The following is a 15,843-nucleotide window of genomic DNA, read 5'->3' as shown; positions in this document are numbered from 1 at the left end:
CGCTTGACGGCGGCACAGCTACCGGCTCCGGTGCTATTGCCATCGGTACTGGTGCTGTTTCGAACTCGAACTTTTTGGGTAACGCCGACACCATCGCCATCGGTACCAATGCGCAGGCCATATACGGAAAAAACATTGCAATCGGTGGTGGGGCACAGGCCCTCGGTGGCGCGTACGATGGAGGCTATAACACAGCCATCGGCGAAAACGCGATTGCGAAGGGCGATAGCGGCAACGGCGGCTTTGGCACTTCAGGCTGGGGCTTCACGACCGCCATCGGCGGGGGCGCTCAGGCGTTGCATGACAATACAACTGCAGTGGGCTCGTTCGCTCTTGCGAACGTCAAGGGCGCAACGGCGTTAGGTGAGGGCGCGACCGCTTCCGCCAGCGATGCAGTCGCTCTTGGATCGGCTTCGCTTGCGGATCGCTCCGGCACGGTCTCAGTTGGTAATGCGGGGATGCAGCGTCAGGTTGTGAATGTGGCGGCGGGCACGCAGGACACGGACGCAGTTAACGTCAAACAACTGAAGAACGCTGGCCTGTCGACGGACACGTCAGGCAACGTGACGAACGCGTTCGTGGCATACGACAGCACGACGAAGGACAAGGTGACGCTGGCAGGCGGCGCAACGGGCACGACGATCACGAACGTGAAGACAGGTGCGCTGTCGGCGACGAGCACGGATGTGGTGAACGGTTCGCAACTGTTTGCGACGAATACGACTGTAGCCACACTGACGGGCGGCAACATTGGCGGCGGCGCAGCGGTCATCAATGCGGTTGCTGTTGGGCCGAACTCATACGCGTCGAGTTACGTCGACGGCGGCGGCGCGGTGGCAATGGGCAAGGGCGCAAGCGCTACGGGTAACCATTCGGTTGCACTGGGCGACAACTCGGCAGCGACGGTTGCGAACACTGTGTCGGTGGGCAGCAGCACGAGCCAGCGTCAGATTGTGAACATGGCGGCAGGTGCGCTGTCGGAGACGAGCACGGATGCGGTGAACGGTTCGCAACTGTTTGCGACGAATACGACTGTAGCCACACTGACGGGCGGCAACATTGGCGGCGGCGCAGCGGTCATCAATGCGGTTGCTGTTGGGCCGAACTCATACGCGTCGAGTTACGTCGACGGCGGCGGCGCGGTGGCAATGGGCAAGGGCGCAAGCGCTACGGGTAACCATTCGGTTGCACTGGGCGACAACTCGGCAGCGACGGTTGCGAACACTGTGTCGGTGGGCAGCAGCACGAGCCAGCGTCAGATTGTGAACATGGCGGCAGGTGCGCTATCGGCGACGAGCACGGATGCAGTGAACGGCTCGCAACTGTTCACGACCAACACGAACGTCTCAAACCTGCAGACGACGGTGAATAGCATCAACAACGGCACTGTCTCGCGCTATATGAAGATTACTGGCGGCAAGAACGACGGTACGGACGATGCGTTTTCCGGTGGCAGCGGCACGATCGCGATTGGTGTAGGTTCGTCAGCTTCCGCTTACGCGGGTACTGACGCGAGCACACGCGACCTCGCGGTCGGTACCCAGGCTATTGCGAATGGGATGGGTGCAGTTGCACTGGGCAACCTGACGTCGGCAAGCGGCTCATCCAGCGTGGCATTGGGCAATTCGTCAGTCGCGGATCGCAGCAACACAGTATCGGTGGGTAATTCGACGAAGCAGCGTCAGATCGTGAACGTGGCTGCGGGTACGTCGGACACGGACGCAGTGAACGTCAAGCAGCTGAAGGTCGCGGGTCTGAGCACGGACACGTCAGGCAATGTGACGAACGCGTTCGTGGCGTACGACAGCACGACGAAGGACAAGGTGACGTTGGGTGGTGGCGCAACGGGCACGATGATCACGAACGTGAAGGCGGCCGCGCTGTCGGCGACGAGCATGGATGCGGTGAACGGTTCGCAGCTGTTTGCGACGAACGCTAACGTGACGACCGCACAGAGCAAGGCGGACGCAGCGAAGGCAGCAGCGTCGACGGCGCAGACGACGGCGGATGCGGCATCGACGGCGGCAGCGAACGCGGTGCAGTTCAGCGCGACGGGCGGCAATGCAGACGTGAAGAACAAGAAACTGGTGAACGTGGCGTCGGGCACGTCGGACACCGATGCAGTGAACGTCAAGCAGCTGAAGGCCGCGGGTCTGAGCACGGACACGTCGGGCAATGTGACGAACGCATTCGTGGCGTACGACAGCACGACGAAGGACAAGGTGACGCTGGCGGGCGCAACGGGCACGACGATCACGAACGTGAAGACAGGCGCAGTGAGCGCAGCCAGCAAGGACGCGGTGAACGGCTCGCAGCTGTACGGCGTGGCCGGCAGCGTGGCGAAGGATCTGGGCGGCGACGCGAGCGTGAACGCGGACGGCACGGTGAGCGCACCGAGCTATGTGGTGCAGGGTGCGACGAAGTCTGATGTGGGTTCGGCGTTAAGCGCGCTGGACACGGCGACGACGAAGAACGCGGGCGACATCACGACGCTGAACACGACGGTGAACAACATCAGTAACGGCACGGTTGGTCTGGTGCAGCAGGACGCGACGAGCAAGGCGATCACGGTAGCGGGCAAGACGGCGGGCACGACGGTGGACTTCACCGGGACGGTGGGTGCGCGTCAGTTGAAGGGAGTGTCCAGGGGCACGGCTGACACCGATGCAGTGAACGTGGCGCAACTGAAGGCCGTAGGTCTGAGCACGGACACGTCGGGCAATGTGACGAACGCGTTCGTGGCGTACGACAGCACGACGAAGGACAAGGTAACGCTGACGGGCGGCGCAACGGGCACGACGCTCACGAACGTGAAAGCGGGCGCGCTGTCGGCGTCGAGCACTGATGCAATGAACGGTTCGCAGTTGTTCGCGACCAATGCCAACGTGACGACCGCACAGAACACGGCGGACGCAGCGAAGACGGCAGCGTCGACGGCGCAGACGACGGCGGATGCGGCATCGACGGCGGCAGCGAACGCGGTGCAGTTCAGCGCGACGGGCGGTAATGCAGACGTGAAGAACAAGAGGCTGGTGAACGTGGCGGCGGGTACGTCGGACACGGACGCGGTGAACATCAAGCAGCTGAAGGCCGCAGGCCTGAGCACGGACACGTCAGGCAACGTGACGAACGCGTTCGTGGCGTACGACAGCACGGCGAAGGACAAGGTGACGCTGGGTGGTGGTGCAACGGGCACGACGGTCACGAACGTAAAGGCAGGCGCGCTGTCGGCGTCGAGCATGGATGCGGTCAATGGCTCGCAGCTGTATGCGACTAACCAGAACGTGAGCAACGTCACCAGCACGGTGACCAACATCACCAACGGTGGTGGCATCAAGTACTTCCATACTAACAGCGCGCTGGCCGATTCCACCACGAAGGGTGCGGACTCGATTGCGGTTGGGGGCGGTGCAAGCTCGGACGGCAAGTGGGGCGTGGCGCTCGGTACGAACTCAAGTGCGACGGGCGACAACAGCGTCGCGCTGGGCAACAGCTCAGTGGCCGATCGTGCGAATACGGTATCGGTGGGCAACGCCAGCGCGCTGCGCCAGGTCGTGAACATGGCCAAGGGAACGGCTGACACCGACGCAGTGAACATATCGCAACTCAAGGGCGTGACGGGCGCACTGGGCGGTGGCTCGGCAGTCAATGCTGACGGCACGATCAAAGCCCCGACCTACACGGTGCAGGGCCAGACGGCGACTGACGTCGGCACGGCGTTGTCGAAGATCGACGGCGCGACCACGAAGAACGCCGGTGACATCACGACGATCAACGCCAACATCAACGGTTTGCAGAAGGATTCGCTGCAGTGGGATGCGGCGGCAGGCTCGTTCAGCGCTAAACACGGCACGTCGGCGACGAATAAGATTGCGAACGTGACAGCGGGCACGGCAGCAACCGATGCGGTCAACTTCGGCCAGCTGACGGCAGCATCGACAAGCGAAGCGGCAGCACTGGGCGGCGGTTCGACGGTGAATGCCGACGGCACGATCACCAAGCCGAAGTACAAGGTCGGCGGCAAGGACGCAGTGGGTGTCGACGGTGCGGTCACCGCACTGGACGGCCGTATCGACGGCGTGGCTGGCGATGTCAGCACCATCACCAACAACATCAACAACGGCACGACGGGTCTGGTGCAGCAGGCATCGAAGGGCGCGAAGCTGACGGTTGGCAAGGCCACCGACGGTTCGATAGTGGACTTCCTCGGCACGGCCGGCGCACGTCAGTTGACGAACGTCGCGAAGGGTGCGGTGAATGCCACGAGCGTTGACGCGATCAACGGCTCGCAGCTTTACGGCACGGCACAAAGCGCGGTAACGGCCTTGGGCGGCGGTTCGGCAGTCAACGCTGACGCCACGATCAAAGCCCCGACCTACACGGTGCAGGGCCAGACGGCGACTGACGTCGGCACAGCATTGTCGAAGATCGACAGTGCGACCACGAAGAACGCCGGCGACATCACGACGATCAACACCAACATCAACGGCCTGCAGAAGGATTCGTTGCAGTGGGATGCGACGGCAGGCTTGTTCAGCGCCAAACACGGCGTGTCGGCGACCAACAAGATTGCGGACGTAACAGCCGGCACAGCCGCAACAGATGCGGTCAACTTTGGTCAACTGACGGCAGCGTCGCAGGCCGAAGCCGACGCGCTTGGCGGCGGTTCCACTGTGGACGCTAACGGCAAGGTCGCGAAGCCGAAATACAAGCTCGATGGCAGCAAGACGAATGCGGACAACGTTGGCGATGCGATCACCAACCTTGACGGTCGTACCACCGACAACAGCTCGGCGATTACTAACATCACCAACAACATCAGCAACGGTACGGTTGGTCTGGTGCAGCAGGCGTCGAAAGGCGAAAAGCTGACGGTCGGCAAGAACACCGACGGCAAGGAAGTGAACTTCATCGGCACGGCGGGCGATCGCATGCTGACGGGCGTAGCGGCTGGCACGGTCGACAACGCGGCGGTCAATCTCGGTCAACTCAAGGGAGCGGTTGACGGTCTGGGCGGTGGTGCATCGATCGACCCGACCACCGGCGCAATGGCGGGCCCGACGTACAACGTGACCAATATCGACGGTACGACCACGGAAGTGCACAACGCAGGCGATGCGATCTCGACCATCGACGGCCGAGTGACCAACATCGACGGTCGCGTGACGAATGTGGAAGGCGATATCACCAACATCATGAACGGCACGTCCGGTCTGGTGCAGCAGGCTGCCGCAGGCGAGAAGCTGACGGTGGGCAAGGACACGGACGGCAAGGAAGTGAACTTCACCGGCACGACGGGTGACCGCATGCTGACGGGCGTAGCCGCCGGTACGGTCGACAATGCAGCGGTCAATCTCGGCCAGTTCAAAGCTGCGGTTGACGGTCTGGGCGGCGGTGCATCGATCGACCCGACCACCGGCGCAGTGACGGGCCCGACGTACAACGTGACCAATATCGACGGTACGACCACGGAAGTGCACAACGCAGGCGATGCGATCTCGACCATCGACGGCCGAGTGACCAACATCGACAGCCGTGTGACGGAGAACACCACGAATATCAGCGCGATCAACAACACGCTGAACAACATCACCAACGGCGCTGGCATTACGTACTTCCACGCCAACTCGACGCTGGCGGATTCGCAAGCGCTGGGTATGGAGTCGGTAGCGATCGGCGGTAACGCGCAGTCGCGGGCAGCGAACTCGGTTGCATTGGGTTCGAACTCGGTGGCTGATCGTGCGAACTCGGTGTCGGTGGGCGCGGCAGGTAACGAACGCCAGATCACCAACGTAGCGGCGGGTACGGCTGATACGGACGCCGTGAACGTCGCGCAGTTGAAGGCGTCGGGCATCATCAATCCGAACGGTACGACGAACACCGCGGTGACGTACGACAAGAATCCGGATGGTACGACCAACTACAACAGCATCACGATGGGTAGTGGCGTTGACGGCGGCACGACGATCCACAACGTGGCAGCAGGTGCGACCGGCAACGACGCGGTCAACGTGAGCCAGATGAACCAGGCGATCTCGAGCGTCACGAACATGGCTCAAGCGGCGAACAATCCGATGTTCTCCGCCGACGGCAACCGTGACACGGAAGGTGCGATCGCATCGGGTTCACACGCTACGGCGATGGGTGCAAACGCCAAGGCCAACGCAGCTAACTCGGTGGCGATGGGTGCGAACTCGGTGGCGGATCGTGATAACGCGGTGTCGGTGGGTTCTTCCGGTAACGAACGCCAGATTACCAACGTCGCGAACGGTACAGCGGCGACCGATGCGGTCAACGTGGGGCAGATGAACGACTCGATCGGCGCGGCTGTCGGCAACCTGCCGGGCGGCGTGACGGCCAAGGACTACACGGACCAGCAGGTCAAAGCTGTGCAGTCGGGCGTGAATCAGGTGGCGCGAGGTGCATACAGCGGTGTGGCAGCAGCAACCGCGTTGTCGATGATTCCGGATGTCGACCTGGGCAAGACCATTGCAGTCGGTGTCGGCACCGCGAACTACAAGGGCTACCAGGCTACGGCGATCGGCGCGTCGGTTCGTGTCACGCAGAACCTGAAGGCCAAGCTCGGCGCGGGTATCAGCGCAGCGGGCACCACCATCGGCGCGGGCGCATCGTACCAGTGGTAATGGCTAGGACGGGACTTCGGTTCCGTCCGCCCACCGACCTGATCGGACTCAACGGGAAGCGCGCCTTTTGTCGGCGATTCACGCCGCAAGGTGCCGCTTCCCTCAACTGAATATCTGAAAATGAACGCGACTCTGCTTAACTATCTCCGCGCGCCGTTGCTCGGTGCGTTTGTGGGTTTCCTTGCTGCGTGTACCTCGCAGTCCGGCCCGACCTACACGCTTCACGCGATCACCGTAGCGAACCAGAAAGTACTCGTCTACCGCGTCAGCTGTGACGGACTTCTGGAAAGCTCGAATAGCTGTGCCCGCGTTGCTGAAGAAACCTGTAAAGAAAATGGCGTGACGCTGCTTGAATCGATCGACCGCGTTGACGCTACCGTACCGACGGCGGATCCGCGCGAATTGACCTTCATGTGTGGCAAGCCGGCCGCGCAACACCCGGCCTCGAACGCCACGGCTGAAGGCCGCGCACAGAACCGCCGTGTCGAAGCCAGCGTACCTGTCGAATAAATCGCAGCACACATCGTTTTGACCTCAAAGGCCTGCCATCGAGCAGGCCTTTTTCATGTCAAGTTCCTTAAGCTTCGCCGTCGATCCTCAACCGCCCAATCACCCCTTTCGCTTGCCCCAGCCGCTCCACAAGCTCGGGGCCGCGACTCAGCGCCACGCCCACCGCCAGAATGTCCCCGATCGCCAGATGCGACATGCGCGACGTCATCGGCGAAAACACATCGGTTTCTTCCACCACGTTCGAGAACAGGCAGATCGTCGCCACTCGCGCCAGCGGCGAGCTGCCGTGCGTAATCGCGATTACTTTCGCGCCACGAGCAAGCGCCGAGCGCGCGGCTTCGATGATGTCGCGTGTGCGGCCGGTGTTGGATACCGCCACCACGACATCGCCAGGTTCGAGCAACGCCGCCGACATCGAATACGTATGCGGATCGGAATACGCGACGCTCGGCATCCCGAGCCGGAAGAACTTGTGCTGGATATCCTGGGCGGCAATCCCTGATCCGCCCGCGCCGTAGAACTCGATACGCGCCGCATTGGCGAGCAGTTCCACTGCCGCGTGAACACTATCCGGCGACAGGTTATTGCGCACCTCGATCAAGGTCCCGATAGTCCGGTCGAACACTTTCGCAATCAGTCCCGGCGCGCCTTCATCCGGCCGCACGTCGCGATAGACGGTCGGCACGGCCGCCGCGATCCCCTGCGCCAGCCGGATCTTGAACTCGCGAAACCCCGAAAACCCCAGCGCATGACAAAACCGCGCGATAGTCGGCTGACTCACGCCCGCGCGCGCGGCCACCTCGGTCATTGACAGATCGAGCACCTCACGCGGCGCCTCGATGATGTAATCGGCCAGCTTGCGTTCGGACGGCCGCAACTGATCGCGCATCTCTTCCACCTGGGACAGCATCATCGGAAAACTCGCACTATGCTGAAGAATGCGTGGACTATAGCTGATCGCCACAAAAGGTACAAAAACTACAAATCAGCGCGTAGGTGTAATCCCTATCTTTCGCCGATTCCCCGCATACGGGCCACCAGTATGGCTCAACGTATATCGGCAAGATGCGGCGGCGCAGCAAGACATCGCATTGCGATCGTGTAGTTTTTCTACTAAGATGACGTGGGTCGGCTGATCCGACATCCCCTGCGATACCTACCTGGCACGGCGCGCATGCGCCCCTCAAAGCCAGCGACGAAGGAGCTCCGATGGTTTCCCCGCATTCGCAATTGTTGAAAGTCACGCAACGTGTGATCGAGCGCAGCAAGCCCACGCGCGAGGCCTACCTGGCCCGCATCCATCAGGCGCAGGGCAAGTTCCCGGCGCGCGGCGCGCTCTCATGCGCCAACCTGGCTCACGGCTTCGCGGGTCTGGAAGGCAACGACAAGCTCGTCATCAAGCAGATTCGCGAGCCGAACATCGGCATCGTGTCCTCGTACAACGAGATGTTGTCGGCCCACGCGCCGTACAAAAACTACCCGGATATCATCAAGCAGGCCGCGCGTGAAAACGGCGGCGTCGCGCAATTCGCGGGCGGCGTGCCGGCCATGTGCGACGGCATCACGCAAGGCAACGCGGGCATGGAACTGTCGCTGTTCTCGCGCGAAGTGATCGCCATGAGCACAGCGGTCGCGCTGACCCACAACATGTTCGACGCGGCGCTGTGCCTCGGCATTTGCGACAAGATCGTGCCGGGTCTGCTGATCGGCGCGCTGCAATTCGGCCATCTGCCGACCATCTTCGTGCCGGCCGGCCCAATGGGCAGCGGCCTTTCGAACGACGACAAAGCCAGGACGCGCCAGCTCTTCGCCACCGGCCAGTGCGGCCGCGACGCGCTGCTCGAAGCGGAAGCCGCCGCGTATCACAGCCACGGCACCTGCACCTTCTACGGCACCGCGAACAGCAATCAGATGCTGATGGAAGTGATGGGCCTGCATCTGCCGAGTTCGGCTTTCGTGCATCCGCACACGCCGCTGCGCGACGCGCTGACCGCGCAGGCTGCGCGCCGCGTGCTCGATCTGACGGTGGAGCGCGGCAACTACACGCCGATCGGCCATGTGGTCGACGAGAAAGCGGTCGTCAACGGTATCGTCGCGTTGCTGGCCACGGGCGGCTCGACCAACCACACGCTGCACCTCGTCGCGATTGCACGCGCGGCGGGCATCGTGATCGACTGGGACGACTTCGACACGCTGTCGCAAGCGGTGCCGCTGCTCGCCAAGATCTATCCGAACGGCAAGGCGGACGTGAATCACTTCCACGCCGCCGGCGGCGTCGCGTTCCTGGTGCGCAATCTGCTGGAAGGCGGCTTGCTGCACGAAGACGTGAACACCGTCGCGGGCAAGGGCCTGCATCACTACACCGAAGAGCCGAAGCTGCTCGACGGCAAGCTCGAATGGGTGCCGGGCGCGCAGGTGAGCGAAGACACGACCGTGCTGCGCGGCATCAAGGAGCCGTTCCAGCCGGACGGCGGTTTGCGCCTGATGCAAGGCAAGCTCGGCCGCGGCGTGATCAAGATTTCGGCGGTGGCGGCGCAGCATCGCAAGGTGAAGGCGCCGGCGATCGTGTTCGATTCGCAGGAAGCGGTGCAGGAGGCCTTCGACAAAGGCGAACTGAAGCGCGACTTCATCGCCGTGGTGCGCTTCCAGGGCGCACGCGCAAACGGTATGCCTGAGCTGCATCGTTTGACGCCGCTGCTCGGTGTGTTGCAGGATCAAGGTTTCCACGTCGCGCTGGTCACCGACGGCCGCATGTCGGGCGCGTCGGGCAAGGTGCCGGCGGTGATTCATCTGTCGCCGGAAGCGCTGCTGCAAGGGCCGATCGGCAAGGTGCGCACAGGCGACATGCTGGTGATCGACGCCGACGCCGGCGTGCTCGACGTCGAGATCGACGCAGCCGAATGGGCCGCGCGTCCGAATGCCGTGCCGCAGCATCAGGCGGAAAACGAAGTCGGCTTCGGCCGTGAACTGTTCGGTGTGTTCCGTGCGGCGGCCGCGCCGGCGGAGCAGGGCGCTTCGGTGTTCGGCGCGATGGTGGGGGAGCGTCCGGCCCATCAAACCGCCCACGCGAAAGCGCACAGCGAAACCCACACAAGCACCACTTAAGCCAGCTAAACGCTGCAGAAACAAGGAGTCTGACTATGACGTCGAAAACAGTAAGCGATATCGTGCGCCTCGGCCCGGTGATTCCGGTGCTCGCGTTCGACTCGGCCGAGCAGGGCGAACACGTGTCGCGCGCGCTGCATGCGGGCGGCGTGAAAGTGCTTGAGATCACGCTGCGTACCGCGGCCGGCCTGGCCGCGATCGAACGCGCGAGCCAACTCGCGGACGACATCGTGGTCGGCGTCGGCACGATTACGAAACCCGAGCATTGCGCGCAGGCGAAGAAAGCGGGCGCGCAGTTCGGCGTCTCGCCGGGCCTGACCAAAGACATGCACAAGGCCGCGCAGGACGCCGGCCTGCCGCTGCTGCCGGGTGTGATGACGCCGAGCGACATCATCCAGGCGCTGGAACTGGGCTACGAGATCGTCAAGTTCTTCCCGGCGCAGCAAGCCGGCGGCGTGCCGATGCTGCAGGCATTTCATGGCCCGTTCCCGACGCTGAAGTTCTGCCCGACCGGCGGCATCACGGCTGAAACCGCGACGCATTTCCTGTCGCTGCCGAACGTGGTCTGCGTGGGCGGTTCGTGGCTCACGCCGAAGGCCGCGCTGGCCGCGCAGAACTGGGACGAAGTCACGCGTCTCGCGCGTGCCGCGAGCCAGCTGGCCGCGCCGGCGCATTAAGCTCACCGGACCGCTCGCGCTTTAGTCCGCTCTCCAGGCCGACACAAAGGAGCCTCGTCGATGCAGCCAGTCAGGCTGTCGCGGCGAGGCTCCTTTTCGATATCCGCGCCCGATTGGCGGGCGTTTTGCGGCAACAGACAGTAAAATTCAGCGTCCGCGCGGTCAGCCCGGTTTTCAGGCGTCGCGCAGGTCGCCGTGAGACGAGGTGCCGGCCGCTTGTCCTGCACTCAGAATGAATAACGCAAAGGAGGAGCTTCATGGGAGCTACCCACGGCAGCCTGCTGCTGGTCTTCGGCGTGATCGCCATCGCCTTGCTGATCCTGCTGATCACGCGCTACAAGGTCTATCCGTTCCTCGTCCTCATTATCGTGTCGCTGCTGCTGGGGCTCGCCTCCGGCATGCCGATGGCGACCATCGTCAAATCGTTCGAAACCGGTAACGGCAACACGCTCGGGCACATTGCGATCGTGGTTGGTCTCGGCACCATGCTCGGCAAGATGATGGCCGAATCGGGCGGCGCCGAGCGCATTGCCACGACGCTGATCGACTGGTTCGGCGAGAAGCATATTCACTGGGCGATGATGGTCGTCGCGATCATCGTCGGCTTGCCGGTGTTCTTCGAAGTCGGCTTCGTGCTGCTGATTCCGATCGCCTTCAACGTCGCGAAACGCACCAATAAATCGCTGCTGCTGGTCGGCCTGCCGATGGTTGCGGGCCTTTCAGTCGTGCATGGTCTGATTCCGCCGCATCCGGCTGCGATGCTCGCGGTCCAGGCGTATCACGCGGATATCGGCAAGACGATTGCCTACGGGCTGATCGTCGGCATTCCGACCGCGATCGTCGCGGGTCCGCTGTTCGCGTTGCTGATCAGTCGTTATATCAAGCTGCCGAAAGAGAACGCGCTTGCCGCGCAGTTTCTCGGCGGCGCAGGTGCGGTTGCAGGCGCAGGTGCTGGCGCGAACGACACCGCGAAAACCGGCGCACAGAACACCGCGCCGAAACGCGAACTGCCGAGCTTCGGCATCACGCTGTTCACGGTCCTGTTGCCGGTGATCCTGATGCTGATCGGCAGTTGGGCCGATCTCATCACCGCGCCGAAGACGCTGCCGAACGATCTGCTGCGTTTCGTCGGCAATTCGGATGTCGCGCTGTTGATCGCCGTGCTGGTCAGCTTCTGGACTTTCGGTGCGAGCCGTGGCTTCACGCGCGAGCAGATCCAGAAGTTCTGCGGCGACTGTCTCGCGCCGATCGCGGGTATCACGCTGATCGTCGGCGCGGGCGGCGGTTTCGGTCGCGTGCTGATGGACAGCGGTATTTCCAAAGAGATCGTCAATGTGGCCACGTCGGTCCATATGTCGCCGTTGCTGTTCGGCTGGCTGGTCGCCGCGCTGATCCGTCTCGCGACGGGTTCGGCCACGGTCGCCATGACCACGGCCTGCGGCATCGTCGCGCCGATCGCGGCGGCGGGTGGCGTGCAGGTTCAGCCGGAATTGCTGGTGCTGGCCACCGGCTCGGGTTCGCTGATCTTCTCGCACGTGAACGACGGCGGCTTCTGGCTGATCAAGGAATACTTCGGTATGACGGTGGGGCAGACCTTCAAGACATGGTCGCTCCTCGAGACCATCATCTCGCTGATGGGGTTGGGTTTGACCTTCGCACTCGCGGCGGTCGTGTAAGGAGTTTTTGATGATTCTGATCGCAATGGGCGTGTCGGGCGCCGGCAAGACAAGAATTGGCGAAATGCTGGCGGAACGCCTGCAGTGCCCGTTCACCGACGGCGACGCGTTTCACAGCGCCGCCAACAAGGAAAAGATGCACCACGGCATTCCACTCACCGACGAAGATCGCTGGCCGTGGCTGCAAACCATCCGCACCGCGATCGTGGAAAAGCAGACGGCGGGCGAGACGGCGGTGTTCACGTGTTCGTCGCTGAAGCGTTCGTACCGGGACGTACTGCGCAACGGCGATAACGACGTGTGCTTTGTCTATCTGAAGGGTTCGCGCCAGGTGCTGGAAGAGCGGCTGACTACGCGCACCGGGCACTTCTTCGATCCGTCGCTGCTGCAGAGCCAGCTCGATACGCTTGAAGAACCGGGCCCGGATGAAGCGATCACGGTGAGCATCGAGCTGACGCCGGAGCAGATCGTCGAAGAAGTGTTGAAGCAGGTGGAGACGCGCTAAGTTTGTCTATCGACGCACCGCCGCATAGCTGAAAAAAAGACGCTCCGAGGAGCGTCTTTTTATGCCTCAAACGACGAGGCTATGATCAATCAATGGCGGCGGGGCTCAAGCAATCCGCTTCGCCAGTTCCACGGCCTTGCCGATATACGAACCCGGCGTCATCGCCAGCAAACGATCTTTCGCGTCCTGCGGAATCGCCAGACCGCTGACGAATGTTTGCAGCGCCTCACGCGTAATGCCCTTGCCGCGCGTCAGTTCCTTCAACTGCTCGTACGGATTTTCGATGCCGTACACGCGCATCACCGTTTGCACCGGCTCCGCCAGCACTTCCCAGCAATTGTCGAGGTCTTCGTTCAGACGTTGCGCGTTCACTTCGAGCTTGTCGAGACCGCGGATCAGCGAGTCGTACGCGAGCAGCGAGTAACCGAACGCGACGCCGATATTGCGCAGCACCGTCGAGTCGGTCAGGTCGCGCTGCCAGCGCGACACCGGCAGCTTGTCGGAGAGGTGGCGCAGCGTAGCGTTCGCCAGGCCCAGGTTGCCTTCCGAGTTTTCGAAATCGATCGGGTTGACCTTATGCGGCATCGTCGACGAACCGATTTCGCCGGCCTTCGTGCGTTGCTTGAAGTAACCGACCGAGATGTAGCCCCACACGTCGCGGTCCAGATCCAGCAGGATCGTGTTCGCGCGCGACACCGCGTCGAACAGTTCGGCCATGTAGTCGTGCGGCTCGATCTGGATCGTGTACGGATTGAACGTGAGCTTCAGGCGCTGTTCGACCACTTCGCGCGAGAACGCTTCCCAGTCGAACTCCGGATACGCCGACAGATGCGCGTTGAAGTTGCCGACCGCGCCGTTCATCTTGCCGAGCAGTTCGACCTTCGCGATACGGTCGATCGCACGTTCCAGACGCGCGGCGACGTTCGCCATTTCCTTGCCGAGCGTGGTCGGGCTGGCCGGCTGGCCGTGCGTGCGCGACAGCATGGGCTGTTCAGCGTGCGCGTGCGCCAGCGCGACGAGGCGCTGATGCACCGAGCGCAGCGCCGGCAGGATCACGTGTTCGCGGGCGCCGGCCAGCATCAGGCCGTGCGACGTGTTGTTGATGTCTTCCGACGTACATGCGAAGTGGATGAACTCGCTCGCGCGTTCCAGTTCTTCCTGACCCTTGACCGATTCCTTCAGCCAGTATTCAACAGCCTTCACGTCGTGATTCGTCACGCGCTCGATGTCTTTGATGCGCGCGGCGTCGTGCGCGGTGAAGCGCTCGGCCAGTTGCAGCAGGAACTGTTCGGACGCTTCGGAAAAGCGCGGCACTTCGGCGAAACCGGCGCGCGACAACGCGATCAGCCAGTGGATTTCAACCGTGACGCGATTGCGCATGAAAGCGGCTTCCGAGAGCCATTCGCGCAGGGCTTCGGTTTTCGACGCGTAACGACCGTCGAGCGGGGAGAGCGCGTTCAGCGCGAAGAGGGTGTCGGGGCGGGTGTCGGACATGATGGGGGCCGGGTCGAAGCGTTGAGCGCTCAGGGAGCGGATCGGGAACGGAGGGAACCGCGAATTTTACCACTGTGCGAAGGCGACCCTCAGCCGCACCCACTAGAATGCTGACTTCTTCCCACTTGCCGGCAGCAGACCTCGCATGGAACTGAAATGGCTCGAAGACTTCGTTTCGCTCGCGGAAACGCGTAGTTTCAGCCGCTCGGCCGAATTGCGCCACGTCACGCAGCCGGCTTTCTCGCGACGGATTCAGGCGCTCGAAGCGTGGCTCGGCACCGAACTGATCGACCGTTCGGTTTACCCGACGCGGCTGACGGCCGCCGGTCAGGTGTTCAACGAGCAAGCGCTCGCGATGCTGTCGCAGTTCCACGAAGCCCGTGCGCTGCTGCGCGGTCACACGGCGACGCCGCAGGCGACCATCGAATTCGCGGTGCCGCACACGCTATCGCTGACGTACTTTCCGCGCTGGCTGCAGCGCATCGAAGCGCAGATGGGTCCGATCCACACCCGGCTGCGGGCGCTGAACGTGCACGATGCGGCGTTGGCGCTGGTGGAAGGCGGCTGCGATCTGATGATGGGTTATCACCATCCGAGCCACCCGGTCGCGCTCGACCCGGGCCGCTACGACATGCTGACGCTCGGCAACGAGCCGATCAGCCCGTTCTCCGCACCGGGCCGCGTCGGCCGGCCGCGCTACACGCTGCCGGGCACGCCCGAGATGCCCGCGCCGTACCTCTCCTATACGCCGAACGCGTACCTGGGCCGCATGACCGAGGTGATTCTCGCCAACGCGCCGGAGCGTCTGCATCTGGACCGACTCTATGAAACCGACATGGCCGAAGGACTCAAGGCGATGGCGCTGGCCGGCCACGGCATCGCGTTCCTGCCGCACAGCGCAGTGGAAGACGCGGTCGCCGACGGCAAACTGATCCGCCTCGATCGCGCGACGCGCGGCACGCCCGAGGGGCAGCTCACTCTGAGCATGGAGATTCGCCTGTATCGCGACAAGCTCGCGGCAAAGAGCGACGACGCGCGGCAGATTCTCGTGCGACAACTGTGGGACGTCGTCGCCGAAGAGCTGACGCAGCGTAGCGCCTGAGCTCCCGCGGTCCTGCCTCCACGCGACGCGAATTTGCGGCTTCTTGAGCGTTATGCACAAAAAACATAACGGGATAATGAAACGGCATTGGATTTCAAATCGGCGTTTTTCCACAATGCTGCTATTCGAT

8 protein-coding genes and 1 pseudogene are annotated in these 15,843 nt (G+C 62.8%); 7 read left to right on the top strand and 2 right to left on the bottom strand.

What is annotated here, in order from left to right; translation table 11 throughout:
• Positions 1-2 precede the first annotated feature (2 nt).
• Together FA94_RS07730 and FA94_RS07725 are read left to right on the top strand one after the other, a co-directional pair.
• A pseudogene (locus FA94_RS07730) lies at positions 3-6,644 on the top strand (YadA-like family protein); the annotation flags it as partial.
• 120 nt (positions 6,645-6,764) lie between these two features.
• A complete protein-coding gene (locus FA94_RS07725; protein WP_051980412.1) occupies positions 6,765-7,154 on the top strand; it encodes a hypothetical protein in 390 nt (129 codons plus the stop codon).
• A 67-nt stretch (positions 7,155-7,221) separates the two neighbouring features.
• On the opposite strand, the gene FA94_RS07720 is transcribed toward FA94_RS07725, so the two are convergent.
• Positions 7,222-8,067, bottom strand: a complete 846-nt coding sequence (locus tag FA94_RS07720; RefSeq protein WP_035548584.1) for a MurR/RpiR family transcriptional regulator — start codon at positions 8,065-8,067, stop codon at positions 7,222-7,224.
• A gap of 296 nt (positions 8,068-8,363) precedes the next feature.
• Between FA94_RS07720 and edd the strand changes: the two genes are divergently transcribed.
• From edd to FA94_RS07700, 4 genes are all read left to right on the top strand, one after another.
• Positions 8,364-10,259, top strand: a complete 1,896-nt coding sequence (gene edd, locus FA94_RS07715; RefSeq protein ID WP_035548581.1) for a phosphogluconate dehydratase — start codon at positions 8,364-8,366, stop codon at positions 10,257-10,259.
• Positions 10,260-10,294: 35 nt separating this feature from the next.
• Entirely contained in the window at positions 10,295-10,936 is a 642-nt protein-coding gene (gene eda / locus FA94_RS07710) for a bifunctional 4-hydroxy-2-oxoglutarate aldolase/2-dehydro-3-deoxy-phosphogluconate aldolase (protein ID WP_035548579.1), read from the top strand.
• A gap of 257 nt (positions 10,937-11,193) precedes the next feature.
• Positions 11,194-12,612 carry a GntT/GntP/DsdX family permease gene (locus FA94_RS07705; protein WP_035548576.1) on the top strand — a complete coding sequence of 473 codons (1,419 nt, stop codon included), beginning with the start codon at positions 11,194-11,196 and terminating at the stop codon, positions 12,610-12,612.
• A 10-nt stretch (positions 12,613-12,622) separates the two neighbouring features.
• Entirely contained in the window at positions 12,623-13,117 is a 495-nt protein-coding gene (locus tag FA94_RS07700; RefSeq protein WP_035548575.1) for a gluconokinase, read from the top strand.
• 105 nt (positions 13,118-13,222) lie between these two features.
• Here FA94_RS07700 and purB read toward each other — a convergent pair whose 3' ends face one another.
• The gene (purB, locus tag FA94_RS07695; RefSeq protein WP_035548572.1) at positions 13,223-14,611 is read right to left on the bottom strand and encodes an adenylosuccinate lyase; all 1,389 of its coding nucleotides are present in this window, start codon (positions 14,609-14,611) and stop codon (positions 13,223-13,225) included.
• 145 nt (positions 14,612-14,756) lie between these two features.
• Here purB and FA94_RS07690 point away from each other — a divergent pair, with 145 nt between their 5' ends.
• On the top strand, positions 14,757-15,713 hold the full coding sequence (locus FA94_RS07690) for a LysR family transcriptional regulator (protein ID WP_035548569.1): 957 nt from the start codon (positions 14,757-14,759) through the stop codon (positions 15,711-15,713).
• Positions 15,714-15,843: the final 130 nt, after the last annotated feature.

It is taken from the genome of Burkholderia sp. 9120 (assembly GCF_000745015.1).
Classification (GTDB): Bacteria; Pseudomonadota; Gammaproteobacteria; order Burkholderiales; family Burkholderiaceae; genus Paraburkholderia.
The sequence above is the reverse complement of the archived record's forward strand: the minus strand, read 5'-3'. Positions and strand labels throughout refer to the sequence as shown.

What these genes read in the sequence shown, in the direction of transcription:
- FA94_RS07725 (WP_051980412.1), top strand. Translation starts at nt 6,765, where the DNA reads ATGAACGCGACTCTGCTTAACTATCTCCGCGCGCCGTTGCTCGGTGCG.
- FA94_RS07720 (WP_035548584.1), bottom strand. Translation starts at nt 8,067, where the DNA reads ATGATGCTGTCCCAGGTGGAAGAGATGCGCGATCAGTTGCGGCCGTCC.
- edd (WP_035548581.1), top strand. Translation starts at nt 8,364, where the DNA reads ATGGTTTCCCCGCATTCGCAATTGTTGAAAGTCACGCAACGTGTGATC.
- eda (WP_035548579.1), top strand. Translation starts at nt 10,295, where the DNA reads ATGACGTCGAAAACAGTAAGCGATATCGTGCGCCTCGGCCCGGTGATT.
- FA94_RS07705 (WP_035548576.1), top strand. Translation starts at nt 11,194, where the DNA reads ATGGGAGCTACCCACGGCAGCCTGCTGCTGGTCTTCGGCGTGATCGCC.
- FA94_RS07700 (WP_035548575.1), top strand. Translation starts at nt 12,623, where the DNA reads ATGATTCTGATCGCAATGGGCGTGTCGGGCGCCGGCAAGACAAGAATT.
- purB (WP_035548572.1), bottom strand. Translation starts at nt 14,611, where the DNA reads ATGTCCGACACCCGCCCCGACACCCTCTTCGCGCTGAACGCGCTCTCC.
- FA94_RS07690 (WP_035548569.1), top strand. Translation starts at nt 14,757, where the DNA reads ATGGAACTGAAATGGCTCGAAGACTTCGTTTCGCTCGCGGAAACGCGT.